General features: G+C 70.8%; 21 protein-coding genes and 1 pseudogene. 11 read left to right on the plus strand and 11 right to left on the minus strand.

Annotated elements, in window-relative coordinates; translation table 11 throughout:
• The first annotated feature begins 4 nt into the window (after positions 1-4).
• Positions 5-670: a fasciclin domain-containing protein gene (locus BMW88_RS34135; RefSeq protein ID WP_089955703.1), complete on the plus strand. Its 666-nt coding sequence runs from the start codon at positions 5-7 to the stop codon at positions 668-670.
• Between the two features lie 83 nt (positions 671-753).
• On the opposite strand, the gene BMW88_RS34140 is transcribed toward BMW88_RS34135, so the two are convergent.
• Positions 754-1500 (minus strand): anti-sigma factor, encoded by a 747-nt coding sequence (locus tag BMW88_RS34140; protein WP_177221553.1) that lies wholly within the window; start codon positions 1498-1500, stop codon positions 754-756.
• Between the two features lie 357 nt (positions 1501-1857).
• On the opposite strand from BMW88_RS34140, the gene BMW88_RS43705 reads away from it, so the two are divergent.
• Together BMW88_RS43705 and BMW88_RS34150 are read left to right on the plus strand one after the other, a co-directional pair.
• Positions 1858-2667: a three-helix bundle dimerization domain-containing protein gene (locus BMW88_RS43705; RefSeq protein WP_245778245.1), complete on the plus strand. Its 810-nt coding sequence runs from the start codon at positions 1858-1860 to the stop codon at positions 2665-2667.
• A gap of 78 nt (positions 2668-2745) precedes the next feature.
• A complete protein-coding gene (locus tag BMW88_RS34150) occupies positions 2746-4242 on the plus strand; it encodes a molybdopterin-dependent oxidoreductase (RefSeq protein WP_089959107.1) in 1497 nt (498 codons plus the stop codon).
• A 20-nt stretch (positions 4243-4262) separates the two neighbouring features.
• On the opposite strand, the gene BMW88_RS34155 is transcribed toward BMW88_RS34150, so the two are convergent.
• Positions 4263-4835, minus strand: coding sequence for a TetR/AcrR family transcriptional regulator (locus BMW88_RS34155; RefSeq protein WP_089959108.1), 573 nt, complete (start codon positions 4833-4835; stop codon positions 4263-4265).
• A 79-nt stretch (positions 4836-4914) separates the two neighbouring features.
• Here BMW88_RS34155 and BMW88_RS34160 point away from each other — a divergent pair, with 79 nt between their 5' ends.
• On the plus strand, positions 4915-5556 hold the full coding sequence (locus BMW88_RS34160) for an isochorismatase family protein (RefSeq protein ID WP_177221554.1): 642 nt from the start codon (positions 4915-4917) through the stop codon (positions 5554-5556).
• A gap of 121 nt (positions 5557-5677) precedes the next feature.
• Here the strand turns inward: BMW88_RS34160 and BMW88_RS34165 are convergent, their stop codons facing one another.
• Positions 5678-6175 (minus strand): MarR family winged helix-turn-helix transcriptional regulator, encoded by a 498-nt coding sequence (locus BMW88_RS34165; protein ID WP_245778246.1) that lies wholly within the window; start codon positions 6173-6175, stop codon positions 5678-5680.
• 309 nt (positions 6176-6484) lie between these two features.
• Here BMW88_RS34165 and BMW88_RS41325 point away from each other — a divergent pair, with 309 nt between their 5' ends.
• Both BMW88_RS41325 and BMW88_RS34175 read left to right on the plus strand, forming a co-directional pair.
• The gene (locus BMW88_RS41325; protein ID WP_143116398.1) at positions 6485-6904 is read left to right on the plus strand and encodes a hypothetical protein; all 420 of its coding nucleotides are present in this window, start codon (positions 6485-6487) and stop codon (positions 6902-6904) included.
• A 233-nt stretch (positions 6905-7137) separates the two neighbouring features.
• Positions 7138-8205 (plus strand): spore photoproduct lyase family protein, encoded by a 1068-nt coding sequence (locus tag BMW88_RS34175; RefSeq protein WP_218148312.1) that lies wholly within the window; start codon positions 7138-7140, stop codon positions 8203-8205.
• A 40-nt stretch (positions 8206-8245) separates the two neighbouring features.
• Here the strand turns inward: BMW88_RS34175 and BMW88_RS34180 are convergent, their stop codons facing one another.
• Positions 8246-8557, minus strand: coding sequence for a hypothetical protein (locus tag BMW88_RS34180; protein ID WP_089959115.1), 312 nt, complete (start codon positions 8555-8557; stop codon positions 8246-8248).
• 82 nt (positions 8558-8639) lie between these two features.
• On the opposite strand from BMW88_RS34180, the gene BMW88_RS34185 reads away from it, so the two are divergent.
• Complete coding sequence (locus BMW88_RS34185; RefSeq protein ID WP_089959117.1) at positions 8640-9506, plus strand: DNA-formamidopyrimidine glycosylase family protein; 867 nt, start codon at positions 8640-8642, stop codon at positions 9504-9506.
• Between the two features lie 25 nt (positions 9507-9531).
• Here the strand turns inward: BMW88_RS34185 and BMW88_RS34190 are convergent, their stop codons facing one another.
• The 3 genes from BMW88_RS34190 to BMW88_RS44365 all read right to left on the minus strand — a co-directional run bounded on the left by BMW88_RS34190 (position 9532) and on the right by BMW88_RS44365 (position 10892).
• Positions 9532-9795 carry a GlsB/YeaQ/YmgE family stress response membrane protein gene (locus BMW88_RS34190; protein ID WP_089959118.1) on the minus strand — a complete coding sequence of 88 codons (264 nt, stop codon included), beginning with the start codon at positions 9793-9795 and terminating at the stop codon, positions 9532-9534.
• Positions 9796-9985: 190 nt separating this feature from the next.
• Complete coding sequence (locus tag BMW88_RS34195; protein ID WP_143116399.1) at positions 9986-10537, minus strand: DoxX family membrane protein; 552 nt, start codon at positions 10535-10537, stop codon at positions 9986-9988.
• Between the two features lie 88 nt (positions 10538-10625).
• The gene (locus tag BMW88_RS44365; RefSeq protein ID WP_218148313.1) at positions 10626-10892 is read right to left on the minus strand and encodes an aldehyde dehydrogenase family protein; all 267 of its coding nucleotides are present in this window, start codon (positions 10890-10892) and stop codon (positions 10626-10628) included.
• Positions 10893-11241: 349 nt separating this feature from the next.
• On the opposite strand from BMW88_RS44365, the gene BMW88_RS34205 reads away from it, so the two are divergent.
• From BMW88_RS34205 to BMW88_RS34215, 3 genes and pseudogenes are all read left to right on the plus strand, one after another.
• On the plus strand, positions 11242-12600 hold the full coding sequence (locus tag BMW88_RS34205; RefSeq protein WP_089959121.1) for a hypothetical protein: 1359 nt from the start codon (positions 11242-11244) through the stop codon (positions 12598-12600).
• A 473-nt stretch (positions 12601-13073) separates the two neighbouring features.
• The gene (locus BMW88_RS34210) at positions 13074-13277 is read left to right on the plus strand and encodes a hypothetical protein (protein ID WP_143116400.1); all 204 of its coding nucleotides are present in this window, start codon (positions 13074-13076) and stop codon (positions 13275-13277) included.
• A gap of 15 nt (positions 13278-13292) precedes the next feature.
• A pseudogene (locus BMW88_RS34215) lies at positions 13293-14129 on the plus strand (GNAT family N-acetyltransferase); the annotation flags it as partial.
• A gap of 73 nt (positions 14130-14202) precedes the next feature.
• Here the strand turns inward: BMW88_RS34215 and BMW88_RS34220 are convergent.
• Both BMW88_RS34220 and BMW88_RS34225 read right to left on the minus strand, forming a co-directional pair.
• Complete coding sequence (locus BMW88_RS34220; protein ID WP_143116401.1) at positions 14203-16998, minus strand: helix-turn-helix transcriptional regulator; 2796 nt, start codon at positions 16996-16998, stop codon at positions 14203-14205.
• A 58-nt stretch (positions 16999-17056) separates the two neighbouring features.
• Positions 17057-17935: a CPBP family glutamic-type intramembrane protease gene (locus BMW88_RS34225; RefSeq protein WP_177221555.1), complete on the minus strand. Its 879-nt coding sequence runs from the start codon at positions 17933-17935 to the stop codon at positions 17057-17059.
• 226 nt (positions 17936-18161) lie between these two features.
• Between BMW88_RS34225 and BMW88_RS34230 the strand changes: the two genes are divergently transcribed.
• Positions 18162-18521, plus strand: coding sequence for a hypothetical protein (locus BMW88_RS34230; protein WP_089959131.1), 360 nt, complete (start codon positions 18162-18164; stop codon positions 18519-18521).
• A gap of 16 nt (positions 18522-18537) precedes the next feature.
• Here the strand turns inward: BMW88_RS34230 and BMW88_RS34235 are convergent, their stop codons facing one another.
• Both BMW88_RS34235 and BMW88_RS34240 read right to left on the minus strand, forming a co-directional pair.
• Positions 18538-19479 (minus strand): Leg1-related protein, encoded by a 942-nt coding sequence (locus BMW88_RS34235; protein ID WP_089959133.1) that lies wholly within the window; start codon positions 19477-19479, stop codon positions 18538-18540.
• Positions 19480-19584: 105 nt separating this feature from the next.
• Complete coding sequence (locus tag BMW88_RS34240; protein ID WP_089959136.1) at positions 19585-20745, minus strand: oxygenase MpaB family protein; 1161 nt, start codon at positions 20743-20745, stop codon at positions 19585-19587.
• Positions 20746-20982 lie beyond the last annotated feature (237 nt).

Below are 20982 nucleotides of genomic sequence, written 5' to 3' on the forward strand. Positions count from 1 at the left end.
CGTCATGAACAAGACCGTCCGCAACACCGTTCTCGCCACCGGCGCCGTCTCGCTCGCCCTGTTCGGCGCGGCGTGCGGTTCGGGTGACATGGCCGGCAGTGGCAGTTCGAGCACCGCGCCCGCCGCGCCCATGTCGGCGTCGTCGATGGCGCCGTCGTCGTCGGCGATGGCCGGCCCGGCCGGTGCCCTCGTCGGCCCCGGCTGTGCCGACTACGCCAAGCAGGTCCCGTCCGGTGCGGGGTCGGTGTCGGGCATGGCCGCCGACCCGGTGGCCGTGGCCGCGAGCAACAACCCGCTGCTCACGACGCTGGTCAGTGCCGTGTCCGGGAAGCTGAACCCGAAGGTGAACCTGGTCTCGACCCTCAACGGTGCCGAGTTCACGGTCTTCGCGCCGGTCGACTCGGCGTTCGCGAAGATCGACGCCGCGACGATCGAGAAGCTCAAGACCGACGACGCGCTGCTGACCAAGATCCTGACCTACCACGTCGTGCCCGGCCAGATCGCCCCGGACAAGATCGCCGGTGACCAGAAGACCGTGCAGACCGGCACCGTGAAGGTCTCCGGCTCCGGCGACGCGCTGAAGGCCAACGACGCCAACGTGATCTGCGGCGGCGTGAAGACCGCCAACGCCACCGTGTACCTCATCGACTCGGTCCTGATGCCCGCCTGATCAGCCCGACGGCACGCCGGAGTCCGGGAACAGCGCGCTGTTCCCGGATTTTCGGCGTCCGCCGCAATGAGTCCGAAGTGGACTTATCGACGTCCGTTCCACACCAGGACGACCGTGAGGACCGGAGGGGTCGTCGGGCTCGGTGATCCGGCCGCGGGCTCGACGGTCAGAACTGCTTCACCGACACCCTCGATCCCGGTCACCAGCATCGACATCGCCTTGCCCGCCGGGCGCAGCACCCCGGCTGATCGCGGGCCGCGGTCGTCCACCAGCCAGAGCTGGTAGGCGCGGTCGTCCGGCAACGTGCGCAGGTCGTCGGCCAGGAAGAGCATCTCGTCGCGGCTGCGGGACACCGCCGCGGTGCCCGCCGGTGCTCCCGCGGTGACGAGCCGCAGGTCCGGTGCCGCCAGCAGGTCACCGGTCCGGGTGCGCGGGGAGGTGGCGACGGGAGCGAGCCTCGACGAGGTCAGCGCGCCGTGCGCGCCGGCCACCGCCGCAGCGACCGCGCACGCCGCCGAGACGAGTGCCGCGGCGCGCCGGAAACCTCGGCGCCGCGAGGAAGTGGTGCCGACCTCGGGGGCCGGCCGGAGCTGCCGCACGCCCCGGACCGCGGTGAGCAGCTGTGGCCGGAGGCCGGCGGGGACGACGCGGCCGGCAGCGTTGCCGAGCCGCGCCGCCGTCTCCGCCAGCTCGGTCACCTCGTCCGCACAGCCCTGGCACGCGTCCAGGTGCGACTCGAACTCGGCTCGTTCCGCGTCGGGCACCGCGTTGAGCGCATGGGCACCGGTCAGCAGGTGCGGGTCGGTCGCACGCGATCTTCCCGGTTTCACGTCCCTCCTTCGGAGCCGACCGGCGTTTGGATTGCCCACGTCCACGTTGGAACCGGTCGTGGGACGTCAAACGTCCTGGACCGAGGTGACCTCGGGCGACTCCGGTGCCACCGGTCCGGCGGGCGACGGCGGCGACGCCGCGTCCCGGACCCGCGGGGAGCACTCCGCGCAGGTGTGACCACGAGGTGATCAAGGGCGGGGCCGGCTTCGGTCAGCCCCGCCTCTTCGTGCGACCCGGCGATCACGCCGCGGCGCCTGTCCGGGTTCTGTTCGTCCGCGGGCGTGCTTGATCAGGTCGAACGCGCGGTGCGGGAAGCAGCCGGGAAGCGGTGCTGCCGCGAGGTCTACCGTGGTCCGGTGCATGGAGTGCAAGACGGTGCCGCCACACTGGCAGCGGCGCGGCGACCCGAGGTGGACGAGCACCTCCGGCGCCTGGAGTTCCGGCTGGTCCGGGAGCACGACGAGGTGCCACCGAGTCTGGTGCACGAGTGGATCGAGCGCGCGTGGGCCCGCTTCCGCGGTGCACGGGTACGGGATTTCGTCCCGTTGCTCGTGGAACGTGCTGTGCGGGTCTCGGCCAGAGGCTTCTCGGCCGGTCTGCCCGAGCCGCCGCGAACACACCTGTCGGACTGGGCGAGGAGCACGACGAGACGGCTGCTCGCCGGGCGGATGGCACGCCGTTGGGCGCACAGCGCCGGTGTGGCGCGGCGGGCCGAGCAGGTCGCGCGCGTGCTGGTGGCGGAGGAGCAGGACCTGCTGGTGGCCGCGGCCTGGTTGCACGACATCGGGTATGCGGCGGAACTGGCCGACACGGGGCTGCATTCGCTCGACGGCGCCCGGTACCTGCTGCGGGCCGGTGTGCCCCGGCGGGTCTGCGGCCTGGTGGCGTACCACTCCGGCTCCGCGGCGGTCGCGGAGGTGCTCGGGCTGGCGGACGAGCTGGCGGAGTTCGACGACGACCGCGGACGGCTCCGCGACGCGCTGTGGTACTGCGACATGACCACCAGCCCCGACGGGCATCCGACGACCGTGGAGAACCGCCTCGCCGAGATCCGCGAGCGCCGCGGGCCGGACGATCCGGTGGTGCGGGCACTGGAGATCAACGTCGACGAGCGCCTGGCGGCTGTCCGGCGCACGCACCGGCTGCTGCGCCGGGCGACGGTGTGACCGTCCGCTGGCGGAGCAGTCCTCGGGGGAGTGTTCGCGCGGGGCAATCCGGTGGGCCGTCCGCTACGAACGTCAGGTGTGAAAGCAACCCGAACGATCCTCATCGGCCTGGTGTCGGTGGCCGCGGCGTTGGCGGCAGGTCATCTCGTCGCGGGGATCGTGAGCCCGCTGGCGTCGCCGTTCCTCGCGGTCGGCAACACCGCGATCGACCTGACGCCGCACCCGGTCAAGGACTTCGCGATCCGCACGTTCGGTGAGAACGACAAGCTCGTCCTGCTCGGCGGCATGGCGGTCGTGCTCGTGGCGCTCGGCGTGGTGGCGGGACTGGTGTCGCGGCGCAGTCCCTGGCCCGGCACCGCCCTCGCGGGCGTTCTCGGCCTGGTCGGGATCGCCGCGGTGCTGGCGAGGCCGACGACGACCGCGTGGTCGGTGCTCGCGCCGCTGGCCAGCCTCGTGGTCGGGGTCGCGGCGTTCCGCTGGCTGTGGTCGCAGGCGCCCGCCGTGGCGCCGGGCAGGCGGAGGTTCCTGCTGTCGGCCGCGGCGGTCGCCGGGGGCGCCGGGGTCGCGGCGGTGGGCGGGCAGTGGCTCGCCGGCCGGGTGGACGTCGAGGCGTCCCGGCGCGGCATCGCGCTGCGTCCGGGGGAGACCGCGCCCGGCATCCCGTTCGGCGCCGACTTCTCCCGGGAGGGCACGCCGACGTTCCTGACGCCGAACGACGAGTTCTACCGGGTCGACACCGCGCTCACCGTGCCCCGCCTGCGGGCGGAGGACTGGCGGTTGCGGCTGCACGGCATGGTGGACAACGAGATGGTGCTCACCTACGACGACCTGCTGCGGCGTCCGCTGGTGGAGAAGACCATCACCCTGGTCTGCGTGTCCAACGAGGTCGGCGGTCCGTACATCTCCACGTCGAACTTCATCGGCATCTCGCTTCCCGACCTCCTGCGGGAGGCCGGTGTGCGCCCCGGCGCCGACCAGCTCGCGACGCGCAGCGTGGACGGCTGGACGTGCGGCACCCCGGTCGCCTCGATCATGGCGCCCGGATCGAACGCGATGCTGGCCCTCGGGATGAACGGCGAGCCGTTGCCGTTGGAGCGCGGCTTCCCGGTGCGCATGGTCGTGCCCGGTCTCTACGGCTACGTCTCCGCGACCAAGTGGCTGGTGGACGCCGAACTGACCACGTTCGACGGGTTCGACCCGTACTGGGCGCAGCGCGGCTGGGCGAAGAAGGCCCCGGTCAAGGTCATGTCCAGGGTGGACCGGCCGAAGTCCTTCGAGAGGGTGCCGGCGGGCCGGTTCGTCGCGGCCGGCATCGCCTGGGCGCAGCACATCGGCATCGACCGCGTCGAGGTCCGCGTCGACGGCGGGCCCTGGCAGCCGGCCACGCTGAGCACCGAGGTCAACGTCGACACCTGGCGGATGTGGCGCGTCGAGCTGGACCTGAAGCCGGGCAGCCACACCGTGGAATGCCGCGCGACGGACCGCACCGGCTACACCCAGACCAACGAACGCGCCGCTCCCGTTCCCGACGGAGCCACCGGCTGGCACTCGATGGTGTTCACCTCGGTCGCCTGACCCGGTCGGCAGGACGCCCTTCAGCGGAGGAACGCCGCGAGCGCTTCGGCCAGGTAGGGGATGAGCCGGTCGGCGGGCATGGCGGCGAGCTCGCCGTCCCCGGTCACGTACCTGCTGAAGGTGACCCCGATCAGCAGCGCGCCGACGAGCTCCACGCGCGCCTCCACGTCCGGCCCGGTGAGGACCTCGCGGTAGGCGGCGGCGCTTTCCCTGGCCATGGCGCGCAGCAACGCCCTGGCCGCCTCCTGGTCGCCGGCGCTGCGCACGAGCGCGATGAACGGATCGGCGCCGTCGGCCGACTCCATGCGCTGCACGAACGCGGTCGCGACGCGTTCGGGCAGCCCGTCCAGGCCGCCCTCCACGGTGCCGGTCAGGTCGCGCGTTCCGGGGACCGCGGCGAGGAAAAGCTGCTCCTTGGACGAGAAGTGCAGCATGACCAGCCCGTGCGTGACACCGGCGCGGCGGGCGATGGCGCGGATCGTCGCACCGGCGAACCCGTGCTCGGCGAACTCCTCCCGGGCGGCGGCGAGGATCGCGACCCGTTTCGCCTCGGGGTCACGGGTGCGGCGCGCGGGCTGTGACGCAGGAGGCATGCCCGTACTGTACACGCGGTCATTGAGGTCGTAAGTTAATGAACAGATGGTCATTAACCTCTCGACCGAAGGACCTGCCGTGAACCTCGCGCCCCTCTCGCCCGACAACTCCACCGTGGTGCTGGTCGACTACGCGGTCGGCTTCGCCACCCTGCTGCGCTCGCACGACCTGCGCCAGCACCTCTCCGCGGCGGCGGGCCTGGCCAAGACCGCCAAGCTCTACGGCGCCGGACTCGTCGTGACCAACGGCGAGGCGTCGAAGCCTTCCGGCCCGCTCTACCCGGAGGTGCTGGCCGCCATCGGCGAGGACCAGCCGGTGATCGAGCGCGCGACCGCGTTCGACTCGTTCCTCGACCCCGGCTTCCGCGCGGCCGTCGAGGCCACCGGCCGGAACCGCCTGCTGATCGGCGGCATCGCCACCGACGGGTGCGTGCTGCAGACCGCGCTGGGCGCGGTGCGCGCGGGATACGAGACCTACGTCGTCGTCGACGCTTCCGCGAGCACCAGTGCGGAGGCGCACACCGTGGCGGTCCAGCGGATGGTCATGGCCGGCATCGTCCCCGTCACGTGGTGGTCCGTGGCCGCGGAGTTCCAGCTCGAGCCGCGGTTCGCCGGCTCGCCGATCCGCCAGCAGCTCATGGCGGAGTTCCACCCGGACATGACCATGGGTGGCCGCACGTTCTTCGCGGGGGTCGCGCAGGGCCGTCTCGCGACGGCGTGACGACGTGCGCACTTCGGCGGCCCGGTCCTCACCGGTCGTGCCGGCCTGGGTGGGGGCCGGCGCCGTCGCGGTGGTCTGGGCGCACCGGCCCGCCCGCCGGGTCGCGGGGCCGGCGACGTCCTCAGTGGACTGAGCCGGTCGGTCCGCCGGACCTGGCCACCGCGGCCGCCAGGTTGGTCTCGATCTCGGCGAGCGCCTCCAGCACCGGCGCCAGGGTGGCGGGGGACAGGTCGCCGACCGTCGACGCTTCCAGGTCGTGCCACATCCGCTCGATCTCCGCCCGCATCGCGACGCCCGCGGGAGTGGACGACACCAGGGTGGCCCGGCCGTCGCGGGGATCGGGCGTCCGTTCGACCAGGCCCGCCTTCTCCAGGCGCTGCACCATCCTGGTGATGGTCGCCGAGTCGGAGTCCAGCACCGCGATCAGCTCCGTCTGGCGCACCGGGCCCGAGTCCCACAGGTGCATCAGGAGCAGCTCCTGGCCGCGGTGCAGACCGAGGTCCCGCAGGAGCTGGCCCGCCAGCATCCGGTGCAGCCGGACCACCCGGAACAGGGCGTGGCTGACCGGTCCTCGCTCCGCCGCGCTCGGGACCTTCTTCTTGTCTCGTTCTCCGGCCACGGGTCCATGCTCCTCGTCCACTGCGGCGAGAGCGCGGGCAAATGCCTGCCGCGTGGTCCAGCTCACAAGCTCCGCCGGGATGCGGAGAACGGGTGGAAGCGGTCAAGCCCGCCGTCTCTGCGGGAGCAGCACCAGGACGGACGCGTACTTCCTTTCGGCTGCGTGGCGCTGGTTGCCGACCAAGTGGCATTTTTCGAAGAGGTTTCGATGTGCTGATAGCTGAGCGTGCCCGAGTGTGCGATTTCGGTAACCGCGGAGCGTGCTGTTTCCGGGGCTGATGGCTGGAACGGGTGCCAATGCGATCAGGTCGTGTCGTCGGCAGTTTGTGCCACTCGGGGAAGGGTATCCATCAACCGTCAATCGATTTTCATCAATTCGGGCAGGAGAACCGACATGACCAGCGCAACAGGTCCGATGGGCGGCGTTTCGGGAAATCCGGGATTCCAGGGCGGCAGGGTCGCGGGTGACCTGGCTCCCGGTGCCCCTGTGGCACACAGAGCGGATGTCGAGACGAAACCGTCGTTCAAGACCACCGAGTTCTTCGTGTTCCTCGCCGCGGTCGCCGCAGTGGTGATCACGTCCCTGATGGTCGGCGGCGACGCCGACACCGCGGATCCGTTCAACGCCGAGCAGGCGTTGCGCTACATCACCTTCCTCACCATCGGTTACATGATCAGCCGTGGTCTGGCCAAGGCGGCCAGTCGTCGGCGCGACGACGCCAACCGCTGAGCAAGGGGACTGCCCAGGTGAAGATCCGTCCCCTCGGTGGGCGTCTCGGGTGCCTCCTGATGATCGCCTTTTCGGTGATCGCCTCCGTTGTGCTGACCCTCCTGCTCAACGTCGTCCTTTGAGCCCGTACTCGCCGGTCCTCGGTACTGACGAAGACGGCCGATGACGCAGCTCACGGTCCAGCGCAGCGCCATGAGCGGCGTTTTTGTCGGTGTCATCCGGACACTGGAGGGGTGAGCACCTCGACACCGCTGCTGAGCCCGACCCGGATCTACGTGGAGCCCGCCGCCGCGCTGCTGCCGCGAGGCCGTGAGGTGCTCGACAGGTTCCCCGACGCGGACCGGGTCGAGGTCGACAGCCACTGGCGCATCCCCGAGCTGCACGGCGACGAGGCCAACGCGCGGCGGTGGGTGCGGATCAAGCGCGAAGCGCTGGTGCTCGGGGTGAAGAAGTCCCTCAGCGCGCGGCCCAACGGGCGTTCGGCGCACTTCATCGCCCCGTCCACGGCCAACGGGTGCGCGATGGCCTGCGCCTACTGCTACGTGCCGCGGCGCAAGGGGTACTCGAACCCGATCACGGTGTTCGCGAACATCGAGCAGATCACCGGCTACCTGGCCCGCCACGTCGCCAGGCAGGGCCCGATGACCGAGCCCGGCCAGATCGACGAGCGGGCCTGGGTCTACGACATCGGGGAGAACTCCGACTGCTCGGCGGACGCGGTGGTCAGCGACAACGTGAGGGACCTGGTGCGGCTGTTCCGCGACCTGCCCACCGCGAAGGCGTCCTTCGCGACCAAGTACGTGAACCGCGACCTGCTGGAGTGGGATCCGCGGGGCCGCACCCGCGTCCGGTTCTCCCTGATGCCCGAACGCACCGCGAAACTGCTCGACATCCGCACCAGCCCCGTCCCCGAACGCCTCGCCGCCCTCGACGACTTCCACGCCGCCGGCTACGAGGTGCACGTGAACCTCAGCCCGGTCGTCGTGTACGACGGCTGGCTCGAGGACTGGCGGCAGCTGCTCGAGTCGCTCGGGGACGCGGCCTCCTCCGCCACCCGCGACCAGCTCGCCGCCGAGGTCATCATGCTCACCCACAACCAGCCGCTGCACGAGGTCAACCTGCGCTGGCACCCGCGGGCCGAGGACCTCCTGTGGCGCCCGGACCTCCAGGAGGCCAAGCGCAGCGAAGGCGGCGGGGTCAACGTCCGCTACCGGCGGGGACTCAAGCGGGAGCTCCTCGACTCGTTCCTCGCACTCGTCGAGGCGCACGCTCCGTACCTGCGCGTCCGGTACGCCTTCTGAGCGAGGAACTTCCGCCTCGGGAGCCGTGCCGTCCACTCGTTCAGGTGGCGCGAGTGTCCAGGGCGGCCAAGCCGCTCTGCCACCGATGCCGCCGTTCGCTCGCCGTCTGTTCCCACCACGGGGTGCCGCGCTCGCCGAGGGCGATCTTCGCGAGGTGGACTCGTGCGCGCGCGTCCCGCTCCGCCTCGGCGTCGTCGGCGCGGAGGGCGGCGCCGACGTCCCGGCGAGCCGCCATCAGCAGGCTGCGCAACCGGGCCGCCGGCTCGGGCGGGATCTCGGGGTCGGTGGCCCGCCAGCGCCGCCCGTTGATCACCACGAAGTGCCCGTCTGGCGTGTGCTCCGGCTCGGCCATCGCACCAGGATCGCACCGATCGGGAAGCCGGGCTTTTCGTCGCGTGAATGCACCGGATACCGGTGTGGGTGATGATGGTGCGATGGCGGAGGGCGACACCGTGGCGCGGATCGCGGCACGGCTGCACACCGCCACCGCCGGTTCGCTGATCGTCCACAGTGACGTCCGGCATCCGCGTTTCGCCACCGTCGACCTGGCCGGACAGCGCATCCTCGACTGGCGTGCGCGGGGCAAGCACCTGTTGTCCCGCACCGATGCCGGGCTGACGGTGCACTCCCACCTCAGGATGACTGGCTCGTGGTCCGTGCTGCGTCCGCACAAGAGGCTGCCCGCACGGGTCATGCCCCGGTTGCGGATCGCGCTGCGCCTGCACGACGGCCGCACGCTCGTCGGCGTCGCGCTTCCGGTGCTGACCGTGCTGAAGACGTGTGACGAGCGGACGGTGGTGGGTCACCTCGGCCCGGACCTGCTCGGCAACGACACCGCGGGCGTCGACAGCCTCACCGTTGCGACGACGCGCGTGGCAGCCGCCGGTGCGGACGCCATCGTCGCGGCGCTGCTCGACCAGCGCAGAGTGGCGGGGCTCGGCAACATGTGGGCGCAGGAGCTGCTCTTCCTGCACCGCGTCAACCCGTGGCGGGCCGCCGGCACCGTCGACGGCCTCGACGAGCTGCTCGCCGACGCCCGGCGGCGGTTGCGGCACGCGGTCCTCGCGAACCCGGCCCAGAACACCACCGGCAGACCCACGCCCCGGCACTGGGTGTACAGGGAGGGCGGGACGTCCGTGCCTGCGCTGTGCCGCACCGATCGCGTTCCGCCCGGCCGCTCTCACCTCACACGGCCGGGAAACCTGGTGGTGTCCGGTCTGCCAGGCATGACGAGTCCGGAAGCGCGAGGAACAGCGAGTCGAGCCCCGAACGAAGGACGGCCCCGGTCACCACTGGGGTGACCGGGGCCGGAGAGTCCGTCAGACCTTATCGCACGCTCGCGCGGTTGCGGCCGGCGATGGCCTCCGCGACGCCGATGAGCAGCACCGAGGCGATCACGGCGATGATGAAGCCCAGCACGTTGAGCTCGAAGATGTCCCCGGTGCCGAGCAGGTTGGCGATGGTGCCGCCGATGACGGAACCGACCAGCCCCAAAAGCAGCGTCGCCACGATGCCGAGGTGCTGCTTGCCGGGCTTGATCAGACGGGCGAGCGCGCCGATGATCAGTCCGGCGACGATGAACCCGATCACGTCAGCCTCCTGGTGGTCAATTGCGTTGCTCGACTTGGCTACCCAACCGGTTCTCCGCTCAACCACTCCTCCACGGTGGAATCGGGTGGCGCACGGATCCGGTCCGGTCCACGGTGGCTGAACGTCGGGGACGCCACTGCCTCGACACGCGGTCCGAACAGGAGCGGAGGCGCCCCGTTCCTGGCGGTGGTCACCGCAACCAGGTGTTCGCCCTGACCACGGGGAGATCGTGCCACCGGCGGACCAGTCCCCAGCTCGCGCCGGAGGCGGTGGCCGCGAGCGCGACCAGCACGAGGGCGTAGATGATGTGGTAGTCGATGAGCGGGTTGGTCGACATCGTGGGTTCGCCGCCCGAGGTGCGCTGCGCCGGGGGCCATTCCGCCGCCCACATCAGCAGCATCATGAGCGATCCGCTGGTGGCGGCGATCCGCAGGCCGATGCCGAGCACCAGCGCCACGCCGATCGCGAGCAGGCCGGCCATGAACAGCACGTCGGCCCACCAGGCGCCGGCGATCTCGTGGAACACCGACTCGAACGGCCCGACGGCGACCCGGCTGAGGAAGCCCTTGGTCGGCGACCCGCCCTCGAACCACGCGTTCTTGGGCTGGGTGGCGTAGCCGAGGCCGAACGCCTTGTCGAAGAAGGCCCAGAGGAACAGCAGACCGGTCGCGATGCGCAGGACCGCGAGGGCCGCGGCACCCGTTTCCGTCTCGGTGCGCGACGGGGCGTGAACAGCGGACATCGTTACCTCCCAAGAAGTTCTCTGCACAGGAGTCTTCTCGGGAAGGTGGCGTGCGAACGCGGTCCTTGGTCCCGATCCGGCCGGGACGTCATGACCCACGGCGCCTCCGCTCAGCCGTTGTCCGCACGGGCCACGGACGCGTGCGACTCACCCGGTCGATCACGCGTCGCCGACCCAGAACGTGCGGATGGTGGTGAACTCGCCGATGCCGGCGGCGGCCGTGCCCGCTGCGTTTGGTGCCGCCGAAGGGAAGGCGGGGATCGGAGGCGACGACCGCGTTGGCGAACACCGCGCCGCTGATGATCGTCCGTGCCAGGCGCACGGCTCGGCCGGTGTCGGCGGTCCAGATGCTCACCGCCAGCCGGCGCGCGCCGGACCGCGCCCTTGCGGCAGCCGGTCAGCACCAGCACCTTGCCGACGAGCTCATCGGCGACCTCGGCCAGGTCGTAGAAGGGTCGGCCCTTCTCGGTCCCGTCGCGCAGATGCGCCGGTCAGTGACCGGATCACCGCCGTGGTGGTCGTCGAGCGTTGGCATGTGTGCGTTCATGCCTGCCGAGTTGCTGTCTCCCACGTGTCCATCCACTCATCCAACCCGGCCTCGCTACTGGTCAACGGTCAGTGACGAACCAACCCCTGCTGGGCCGGCTTCATGGTTTGTCGACGAAGGCGGTCGAACGGGGTCGAACGCGGCCTACTATGCGCGCATGTGGAAGGTTCCGGTCACCGCGCCGGAGGCGCTGCCCTACATCGTCGACGCGGCGCGCCGTGAGGGCTACCTCGGGCTCATCGTCGTGCTCGCCCGTACCGCGGAGGCCCGCACGCTGCACGAGGAGCTGATCCGCGACTGGACCAGCATCCACGACGTGACGGGCCAACGCATCGCGGTGCTGTGCCCCGACCCCGAGTTCGTGCTGCAGGAGCAGGAGAGGGAGGGCCGCTACTTCGCCGTGGACAACCCAGAGACCTACTACTGGAAGAGGCTGACGCTCGACGACGCGCGCGGTTTGGACCACACCGTGCTGACGGTCCCCGGTCGGGGCGCTCGCCCGCGTGGCAAGTCCTCCCCCTTCCCGCCCCGGCGGTTCAAGGAGCAGCAAGCCGCATGGACCGAGGCGGTCACGCGCTGCGCCCACCACTTCGGCGTTCCCGAGGCCCGGCTGCCCGCCGTGCTCGTGCTGTGCCTGCGCGACGACCGGGACGTGCTGGTCCGGCTCCGGCCGGAGACGAGCATCTACCGGCTGTGCAAGGGAATCGCGTCCCACCCCGGGCACGAGCCGGGGGACGGGGACCTGATGGACGAACGCGACGCGCTCAAAGGGGCCCTCAAACAGCTCGGAACTGGCCAAAGCCGGTTGGCGCAGGTGCCGGTCCGGGAACCGCTGCGGACCACGCGGGCGTTGCTGGCCGACGCCGACGTGGGCGCGCAGTTCGAGGGGCTGCGCAAGCATCTGGGGCTGATCGCGCCGGAGCAGGCGGAGGTGTGGCGTCGGGAGCTCGATGAACTCGCCGGCTCGGACACCGGCCATGATGCCGTGCTGTGCTGGCTGACCGAGATGATCCGGAGTGTTCGCGCGCATCCGGACAAGGTCGCGTTCCTCGGTCTGGACAAGAAGGCGCGCAAGGCGAAACAGGCCGTCGAGCAGGCTGTGAACCCGCCCCTGGCGTGGCGCCATGTTCCCGAGACCCCGGCCGAGAAAGCCGAACGGGAGCGAGAATGCGCCCGAGCCCAGGCCAGACTCCGCGAGGTGGAGCAGACGCTGGCGAGCAGGCAGGGACTGGCCGCCGCGTGTGAGAGCGCGGCCAAGGCCGAGCTGGGGGACTGCGAGGTCGATCAGCTCGAGCTGGAGGAGTACATCAGCCTCCGTCGCGGCCACCGCACGGAACGCATCCACGTCGTGACGCCGATCGGCCCGTCGTCCGCTGACCACCACGACATGGGGGTGCGCAACCACATCTCCGGGACGGTGCACGGGATTGCGTTGCAGGCGGAACACGTCGACACCCTGCACATCCATCCGCGCCGCCGCTGGTTCCCCGGCTTGCGGTGGAGGCGCGAGCGGTAGGTCATGCCGTGCTCGTCTCGTTGCCGCGGTACGCGTATCGGCTCAGCATCTGTCATCCGGGGCCCGCCTGATCATCTGGTAGACGAGCACAACGATGAGAAGACCGGCGCAGAGATCAAGCCGATGGCGGGTAATGCGCGTTCCCCGTGACCGCGAGCCCGGTGTGACGGTCGAGCAGATCGCAAGGGGTTCCTTCTTCATCCGTGCTAAGTCCTCAGTGGACTGTCAGGGTGGGCCGCGGCGTCGGCCGGCGTCGAACGCTGTGGGAACAGCCTGCCGCCGCGAGGGGTCGCGCCGGATCGATCACGCGGCCGGGGATCACCGCCGACGCGGTAGACCCGCCATCCTCCGATCGGAGGATGGCGGGCGCGGCGGCGGCGTGCTCACGGCCTGGATCGCCGGCCGGTGCCTGCCGGATACTGGCTGTGGCACCGGTGGGCGTTCGGATCGGCGCGAGCCGCTCTGGCGCGTGCGTGAAGGGGACCGAGATGGTGGGGGACGTCGAGCTCGAAGCATTCGACCCCGATCGGGCGCAGCGGGCCGACCTGCTGGCCTGGTACGGGTTCGCGATGGCCGTCCGCGAGCACGAGAGACCCGGCCGGGAGGCGCGGCCCTTCGACGAGTGGCTCGCCGACCTGCGCCTGCCCGACGCGGGGTGCGGTCCGCACGAGTTCTGAGGCGCACGCCGGAACGGCGAGCTGGTGGCCACGGCCGGGGTGTACCTGCTGCCGGGCGAGAGCGACCAGGTCGCGCTGACGAGCATCACGGTCGCCCCCGACCGGCGGCGCGCGGGCGTCGGCACCGCCGTCCTGCACCTGCTGCTACCGCTGCTGGAGGCGCGCGGCAGGACGGTCGTCGAGGGGTGGGACCTGGAGGTCGACGGTCCCGGGCACCGCTGGGCGACGGCCGTCGGCCTGCGCACCGCCAAGCCGATGGTGGTCCAGTGGCTGCACCTGGCGGACGTCGACCCGGCGACGTGGGACGTGCTCGTCCCCGCGGGGTACCGGGTGGTGGACTTCTCCGGCGCGGTGCCGGACGAGCTGGTGGACTCGTTCGCCCGCACGCTCACCGCCATGCGCGACGCGCCGATCGGCGAGTCCCGCCTGGTGTTCCCGGTGTGGACGGTCGACCGGGTCCGGGAGGCGGAGGCGGAGCTGCGCGCGAGCGGCATCGGCCGGCGCGGTGTGCTCGCGGTGAACGAGCTGACGAACGAAGTCGCCGCGCTGACGTTGCTGGACCTCTACCCGACGTTGCCCACGTGGGGCGTTCAGCGGGACACCGTGGTGAGCCCCTCCGAGCGCGGCCGTGGGCTCGGGCTGTGCGTCAAGGCCCGGATGCTGCGGCGGCTGCGGGAACAACGGCCGGAGATCGACCGCGTGCACACCGGGACCGGCGGCGACAACGAGCACATGATCAGGATCAACCACCGGCTCGGCTACCGGACGACCCGCGTCTCCGCCGGGGTCAACGCGAAGATCTCCGAACTGCGCGACCGGCGTGCCGGAGCCGCAGGCCGCGAGAGCGACTGACCGGAGGCCGTCCGGCGTGCGGCCTGGCATCGGGGGAGAGCCGCACCGCCCGGCGTGCCTTCCCCCGGTGACCTCATTTCCGCGCGATGAAGCCGGCGAGTGCGGCGGACAGCTGGGTCCGGCGGCGCACGCCGAGTTTGCGGTAGATGCTCGTGAGGTGGAACTCGACCGTGCGGCGCGAGACGTTCAGCTTGTGCGCGATCTCGTCGTTCGAGTTCCCTTCGAGCACCAGGCCGGCCACGCGGTGTTCGTGCGGCGTCAGCGCGAGCACGGTCGTCCGGGGATCGGGCGGCACGACCCTCGTCGGCCCGGCGGGCCGGGGGACGTGCGCGCGTGGTGTGCCGGTGGAGGCCGGGCCGGCGAACCGCTCTCCCGGCTCCACGGCGACGCCGCACTGCTCGCCGAGCTTCTTCGCCTCCGCGAGGTGGTGCCGGGCGGCGTCGTGTTGACCCCGCTCCCACCGCGTGCCGGCGAGTTCCAGCAGCACCTCTGCGTGCAGCATCCGGGCGGACGACCGCCTCAGCACCGAGTCGGCCTCGGTCAGCCACGGGTCCGCGGCGGCGCCACCGGTCGCGATGCCCACCGTCAGCAGCGCGCGGCCGACCACGGTCGGCGCACCCCAAGCCCGTGCCAGCTCCAACTCCCGCGACGCCAGGTCGAGCGCGGGCTCGCGCCGGCCGATCCGCAGGTGTGCCAGTGCCGCGTAGGACCGCCAGGGGCGCAATGCCGGGCTGGGCCTGCCCCAGGCCTCGAACCGCTCACCGCACTCGAGCTGGTCGGCGAGCGCTCCCTGGCTGTCGCCGAGCTCCATCCGCAGCGCGCCTCTGGCGTGCAGGAGCGCGGTGTGGTGCCAGGTGTGCGGCAGTGCCCTGAACTTGCCGAACGGCTGGAGCGCCTTCTCCGCCGCGTCGACATCGCCGAGCGCGAGCTGAGCGCGGACTCGGGCGTCGACGGCGTAGACGTGTCCGAAGTGGTCGGACGGCAGCCTCGCGGTTTGCGTCGCGGACAACGCCAGCTCCGCGTCCGCGACCGCCTCGGCGAAGGATCCGCGGTGGTGGTGCGCCCGCGACCGCAGGGTGTGGCCGAGCAGCGTGATCATCGTCAGCCCTTCGCGGTGGGCTTCGAGCAGGATCTCGTCGCAGTGGCGCAGCACGAGCTCCACCTCGTCGGCGCGCAGCAAGGAGTTGAGCACCCCGACCATCCGCTGCGGGTGCTGCAGGATCGAGGCCACACCTCCGGACAGCGCCGCGAGCGCCGCCTCCCGGCACAGCGCCAGGTCGACACCCCGGTTGCTGGCGTCCTCGGCGATCAGCCCCGCCAACGCGCGGCCGTGCGCGTCACCGCGGCGCCACTCCCGCTCGTCGAACCGCCGGAGGTCCACCTGACCGGTGGAGGCGTCCTGCGACGGCACGGTGATGCGTTCCAGCAGGCGCAACACGTCGACGGCCGCGGGGATCTTCGGCCCGATCTCGCTCATCGTCCGCCGCAGCACCTCGCTCGCGTTGTCGTACGCACCGTCGAAGTACAGGACCTGGGCGAGCCGGCAGGCGACCGCGACGACCTCCTCCGGGTCGTCCAGCCCGGTCATCCCCTCCTGCAGGTGCACCACGGCCATCCGCGGGTCGAAGCAGGTCTCGGCCAGACCCAGCCGCACCAGCAGTTCTTTCCGCTGCGGGGCGCAGAGATCCTCGTCGAGGGCCCGGTCGAGGAGCTTCGCGCCGGAGCGGGGATCGCCCTCGACGATCACGGTGTCGGCGGCGGTGCGCAGGGCCTCCACTGCCCAGGCACCCAGGCGGGAGGACGTCCGCAGGACGTGGCCTGCCACGAGAGGAGCGGGCGCCCGCGTGTCGTGCAGGAACTGGGCGGCCCTGGCGTGCAGCTCCTCGCGTTCCTCGTAGCAGACCGCGCTGTCGATCGCGCTCTTGAGCACCGGGTGTGCGAACGTGAGCGCGCCCTCCGGTGCGAGCACGCCCATCCCCTCGAGCTGCCGCACCTGGTCGGCGGCAGCGCCGTTGTTCGTGCCGAGGACGGCGGCCAAGAGGTCCAGGTCGGCCGGCTCCACGACCGCGATCGCCTTGGCGACCTCGACGAGCCGGCGTGACTGGCGGTTGAGCCGCGCGAGCATCGATCGGCCGAGCTCCACGGGATCGGGGCGGGGCAGTGCGGCCGCGGCCCTCTCGTCCGGCGGCACCGATCGTTCCCGCATCAGCTCCAGGACGTGGCTCGTCACCATGGGGCAGCCGCTGGTGGCGTCGATGACGGCCGCGGCGAACTCCTCGTCCGGCGTGCGCCCGAGCATCCGCTCGGTGAGCTGCACGACGTCCCGCGTCGTGAACACCGCGAGCTTCATGCGCTCCGAGTACATCTCCAGCTCCGCGATCAGCAGGGGATCGGTCGGCCGAATCCCCGGCGTGCGGGACACCAGGATGACGACCGGCAGCTTGACCACGCGGTGGACCAGGTAGTTCAGCCAGCGCAACGACGGCACGTCCGCCCATTGCACGTCGTCGACGACCAGGCAGAGCGGGGCGCGCTGGGCGAGACCGGCGGTGAAGCGGTAAACGCCCCGGACCGCCTGGTGGACGCGGCTCTCCGCCGGGTCGTCCGCCTCGGCGGTGAAGTGCCCGGCGATGACGTCGTGCCCATGCGGTGCGGTTTCGTCGTTCCGGCCGGGGAGCGGTTCCTCGCGCAGGTGCTCGAAGAGCTGCTGCACGACGGCGAAGGGCACCTCGCGCTCCATCGGCGACGCCGTCGCCCGGCAGACCACGAACCCGCGTTCGCGGGCCAGTTCGCACGCCACGTCCAGAAGCGCCGTCTTGCCGATGCCGGTCGCGCCCTCGACCAGGAGCGTGACGGGCGTCGCGGCCATCGCGGTCCTCTGGTCCGGCCCACGGTTCGCCGGGTGGGACGCGGCGACGAACACGGCCTCAGCCGTCGGTGCCGGCTCGGTGCGTGCGGCGCGATCGAAAGACGAGACAGGCTATTACGTAAGTCACCAGCGCAACAGTGATCAGAGTCGACACCACGGACAACTGCGGAGCATCCACTGATGCCTGCACGGCAGTAAGGGCATCGAGCAGGACGTGGATGCCGATCAACGGCCACAACAGCCTTCCCTGCCGGTAGGCCCACGCGCTCATGAGCGCCCAGAGCACCTTCTCGATCACAGCCAGCCCGTAGTAGATGTGGAAGGACAAGCGCGCAACGACGACAAGTACGTACATCAACCAGGTCGGCACGTTCCAGAGTTCGCAGGTTCGCACGACAGCCGCGTTGGCGATGATCTCCTCGCTGACGCCGGCCGCGATCGACCAGGTGATCCAGTACACCAGCTGGAGCCCGCGGTCCGCTTGCATCGAGATTTCCGGAGAGTCGTGGCTTGCCGAACTGGCGTCGACGACGGCGCTGATCGGCGCCGACAACATCTGGGACAACACCCAGATACCGGCGGCGTAGAAGGCCGATCGCAAACTCAGCGTCGTGAGCCGGCCTGCCGAAAGCGGCGCACGCGCCATCTTGAAGGCCACGAGGGTGGCCAGGGCGACAATGATCGCCAGGACGTTGAAGGCCACGCCGAGCCACACATCGGACTCGCCTGCGACAAGGTCCGTCGCAGGCGCTGTCAGGCGTTGGACCGCCAGGTGGATCGGCCAGCCGAACGCCAATGCGTAGGCGCCGGCGGCGATGGCGAGCAAGAGCAGCTTCTGGCGGCGAGAGGACCCGTCGGCCGGGCCGGGGCGAGTGAACGGCCACAACGCGGTGGCAGCCAGCGGTGTGAATTCGGAAGAACGCAGATTCGATCGCAACTGATTCCTGCCTCCCCGCTCCGCTGTGACCGGCCAAACCGGACAACAGGACGCGTCCGCGAATTCGACCGGTATTCCGCAGCGTAGTGTCGGCCTCTGCGGGCTGCTCGGCTGCCACATCGCACAACAGGGTGGTTTCAGCGGGTCGCAGCCCGCGCTCCGCCGCTGTTCCCCGAATTCGATGCGGGCACGCGTTCGTCGGCGGAAATCAATCCGATGTGGGGAAGTGCCGGAGTTCGACGACCTGTGGATCTCCGAGGAGCAGGAGTCCGAACGCCACGCGCCCGGCGAGCGGGTTCTCGCCGGGCGCGTCGTTCACCGGCGGTTCCGCTGCTGCCATGAGCTCGAGCTGGTCGCCGGACCGAGCCTCGGCATCGTCTGCCTGCGCTATCGCCAGGGCTCTGACGAGCTCCAGACGATGATCGGCCGCACCATCAACGAGAGCGACCGCACGTTCATCACGACGACCACAGTGGACGGTGTGGTGGCGTTGCGGCTGTGCACGATCAACCCGCGCACCACCCGAGCCGACCTCGACCGCGTGCTCACCGCGATCGTGGCCGCCGGTCGGTCGGCGACGTCTTGAACGACGTTCCGGACGCTCAGCGTCGCAGCAGGTGGCGGAGCACCGCCCGGCGCTCGGCGGCGTTGTCCGGCCTGGGGTCGAACACCGCGTCGAGCAGGGGCAGCACCCGGTCACGGGCTTCACGGGTCCGCATGATCCGCCTCCACAGCAGCAGGTTGAGGCCGTAGCGCCACCGAGGGGTGGTCGCGAGGCGGAGGACGTTCACGACGTTGCCGCGAGCTTTGGCCGGTAGCGCGTCCAAGTCCTCGGGTGAGGTGAGGAGTGATTCGGGCAGCACGTCGAGTCCGTGAGCGGTCATGAAGGTGAAGTCCGTGGGCCAGGCGGCCGCCCACAGGTAGTCGACCATCCGGCACCAGCCGCGCAGGAAGGTGACCTCCAGATCGGGCCAGGGGTCGGTGTCGACGTCGGCGAGGACGCCGACCACCACGTCCAAGCTCGTCTTGTGCGCCTTCCAGAGGGCCAGGCGCGCCGGTTCGGGATCGGTCAGATCACCGCCGGCCACCAGAAAGAAGTAGGCGCGCCAGTCCGCCACCGCCGGGACCAGCTCTTCCGGGACGGTCCCGCCTGTCACGTACCGGAACCGCGAGCGGGTCGGTGGGTCGGCGACCGGCAGGGCCGGCACCACCCCGGCGACCGCGGCGCCGAGCCACGGGACGACGCTCAGCGTGTAGTTGCCATAGCCCCAGGGCGAGTCCGGATCGATTCGCCCGTCCTGCCGGGTGCCGGCGCCGAGCCGGTCGGTGCGGAACTGCCACTGGTGCTGGAACATCAGACCCCACAGCGGGTTGTGCCGGTTGTCGGCGCCGAACCGGTCGTCCGTGTTGGTGTTGGCGATCATCGTCCGGTAGGCGGCCATCCGCTGCTCGAAGGAGAACGGGTCGAACGCTCCCTCCAGGTCCCGCGCCGTCGCCCAGACCGAGTACAGGTCCAGCTCCTCCAACCGGTCCGGATGAGACATGGCCGGAATCCTCCGCGGTGAGTCGGCGACAGGATCTGCGCGGGACTTGCCGGAGTGCCAAGGGCCGGTCCGGCCCACGGCCGTGCCGTGCGAAGCCCGACAGGTCTACGGATCAACGCTCCTGGCGGTCGTCCTCGTCGTGGTGGCGACGGGGGAGCGGTCTTCGGCTTCCCACCGTTCGCGCAGGTCCGCGGGGATGGTGAGGGTGGTGGACTGGCCGTCGGTGAGGTTGCGGACGCTGCCGCCCAGCAGGATGGCGCCGGCGCGGTCGAGGATGGTGTTGGCCAGAGCGCTGTTGTCCTCGGCGCGTTCCAGCGCGCGCACCAGGCGGGTGCCGGCGCGCACGACGCCGGTCCAGGCGCGGGACTTCGGCACCTCCATCCAGTCGGCGACCTCGGGGTTGACGACCTGGCGGATCATCGCGGCGACGATGCCGTCGAAGACCTTGCCGGGAAACAGCTTCTCGTAGAGGTCGAGCAGGTGCCGGGTGAGCACCACGCCTTCCGGCGACGGCCCGTAGACGGACTCGACCATCGCGGCACTGAGCTCGCGGGCGTCGTGGATGGACTCCGGTACGGCCTCGGCGGGGATGCCGAGCATGGCGCCCGCGGCACGCCACACGTAGTAGTAGTCCTCCGCCTCTTGTTCGGTGACGGAGATGCCCATGCGGCGCATGCCTTCGATCACCTGGACGGAGAAGATGAGCAGGGCGCCGACCATGTCCTGCTGGCACACCGGAACGCCGTCGACGGCGACGTCCCAGCGGCCGGAAGCGGTCAGGAAGTGGCGCACGGCGGCGTGGATGAGGCGCGTCTTCTGGATGGTGGGCACGAACGAGCCGCCTGAGCCGAACGCGTCTCGGCCCATCATGTTCATGACGAACTGGGAGGTCTCGGAGAGCCTCCGGTGGGGCTGGTTGAGGCCGTGGGTCAGGGTGAGCGCCCGGGACGCGCGGGCGTGGGCGTAGCAGTTGACCATCGCGCCGAACGTCAGCACAGAGGCGACGTGCACGCCGTCGTCGATGAAGAAGTCGTAGGCCCGCGCCACCCGGTCGGGCTCCACCCACTCCGGTGGGTTGTCGGTCAGGACCAGGAACTCGCGCACCGGCCCGGGAAGCTGCTCGGGAATGGGCTGGTCGTTGGTGCGGAAGTGCTCCAAGACCTCGTTGACCACACTGACGCGGTTCGTGCCCACCAGATCGGCGATGACCGCATCGGCGAGAGGATCGCCCTGGAACTTCAGGGCCTCGAACGCGGCTGTGTCCATCACAGGGACTCCTTCACTACTGAGTGATCACCACTTCACTCCTTGTGGGCACCGGGCACCAGGACACGATGTGGTGAACACGGTGCGGAGAGCTCCTACTCGGTGTGATCGCTCGAGGTGCTGGTCCGGCTGACTGGACATCGTGGAGCGGCCGGGTTTCGGCGCGAGCCGGTCACCAGCCGCCGCGCCACCGGTCCTGGACTTCCCCGGAACCCGTTCTGCACGGAACGTGTCCAA

Source organism: Lentzea xinjiangensis (assembly GCF_900110955.1).
In the GTDB taxonomy this organism is placed as follows: Bacteria; Actinomycetota; Actinomycetes; order Mycobacteriales; family Pseudonocardiaceae; genus Lentzea; species Lentzea xinjiangensis.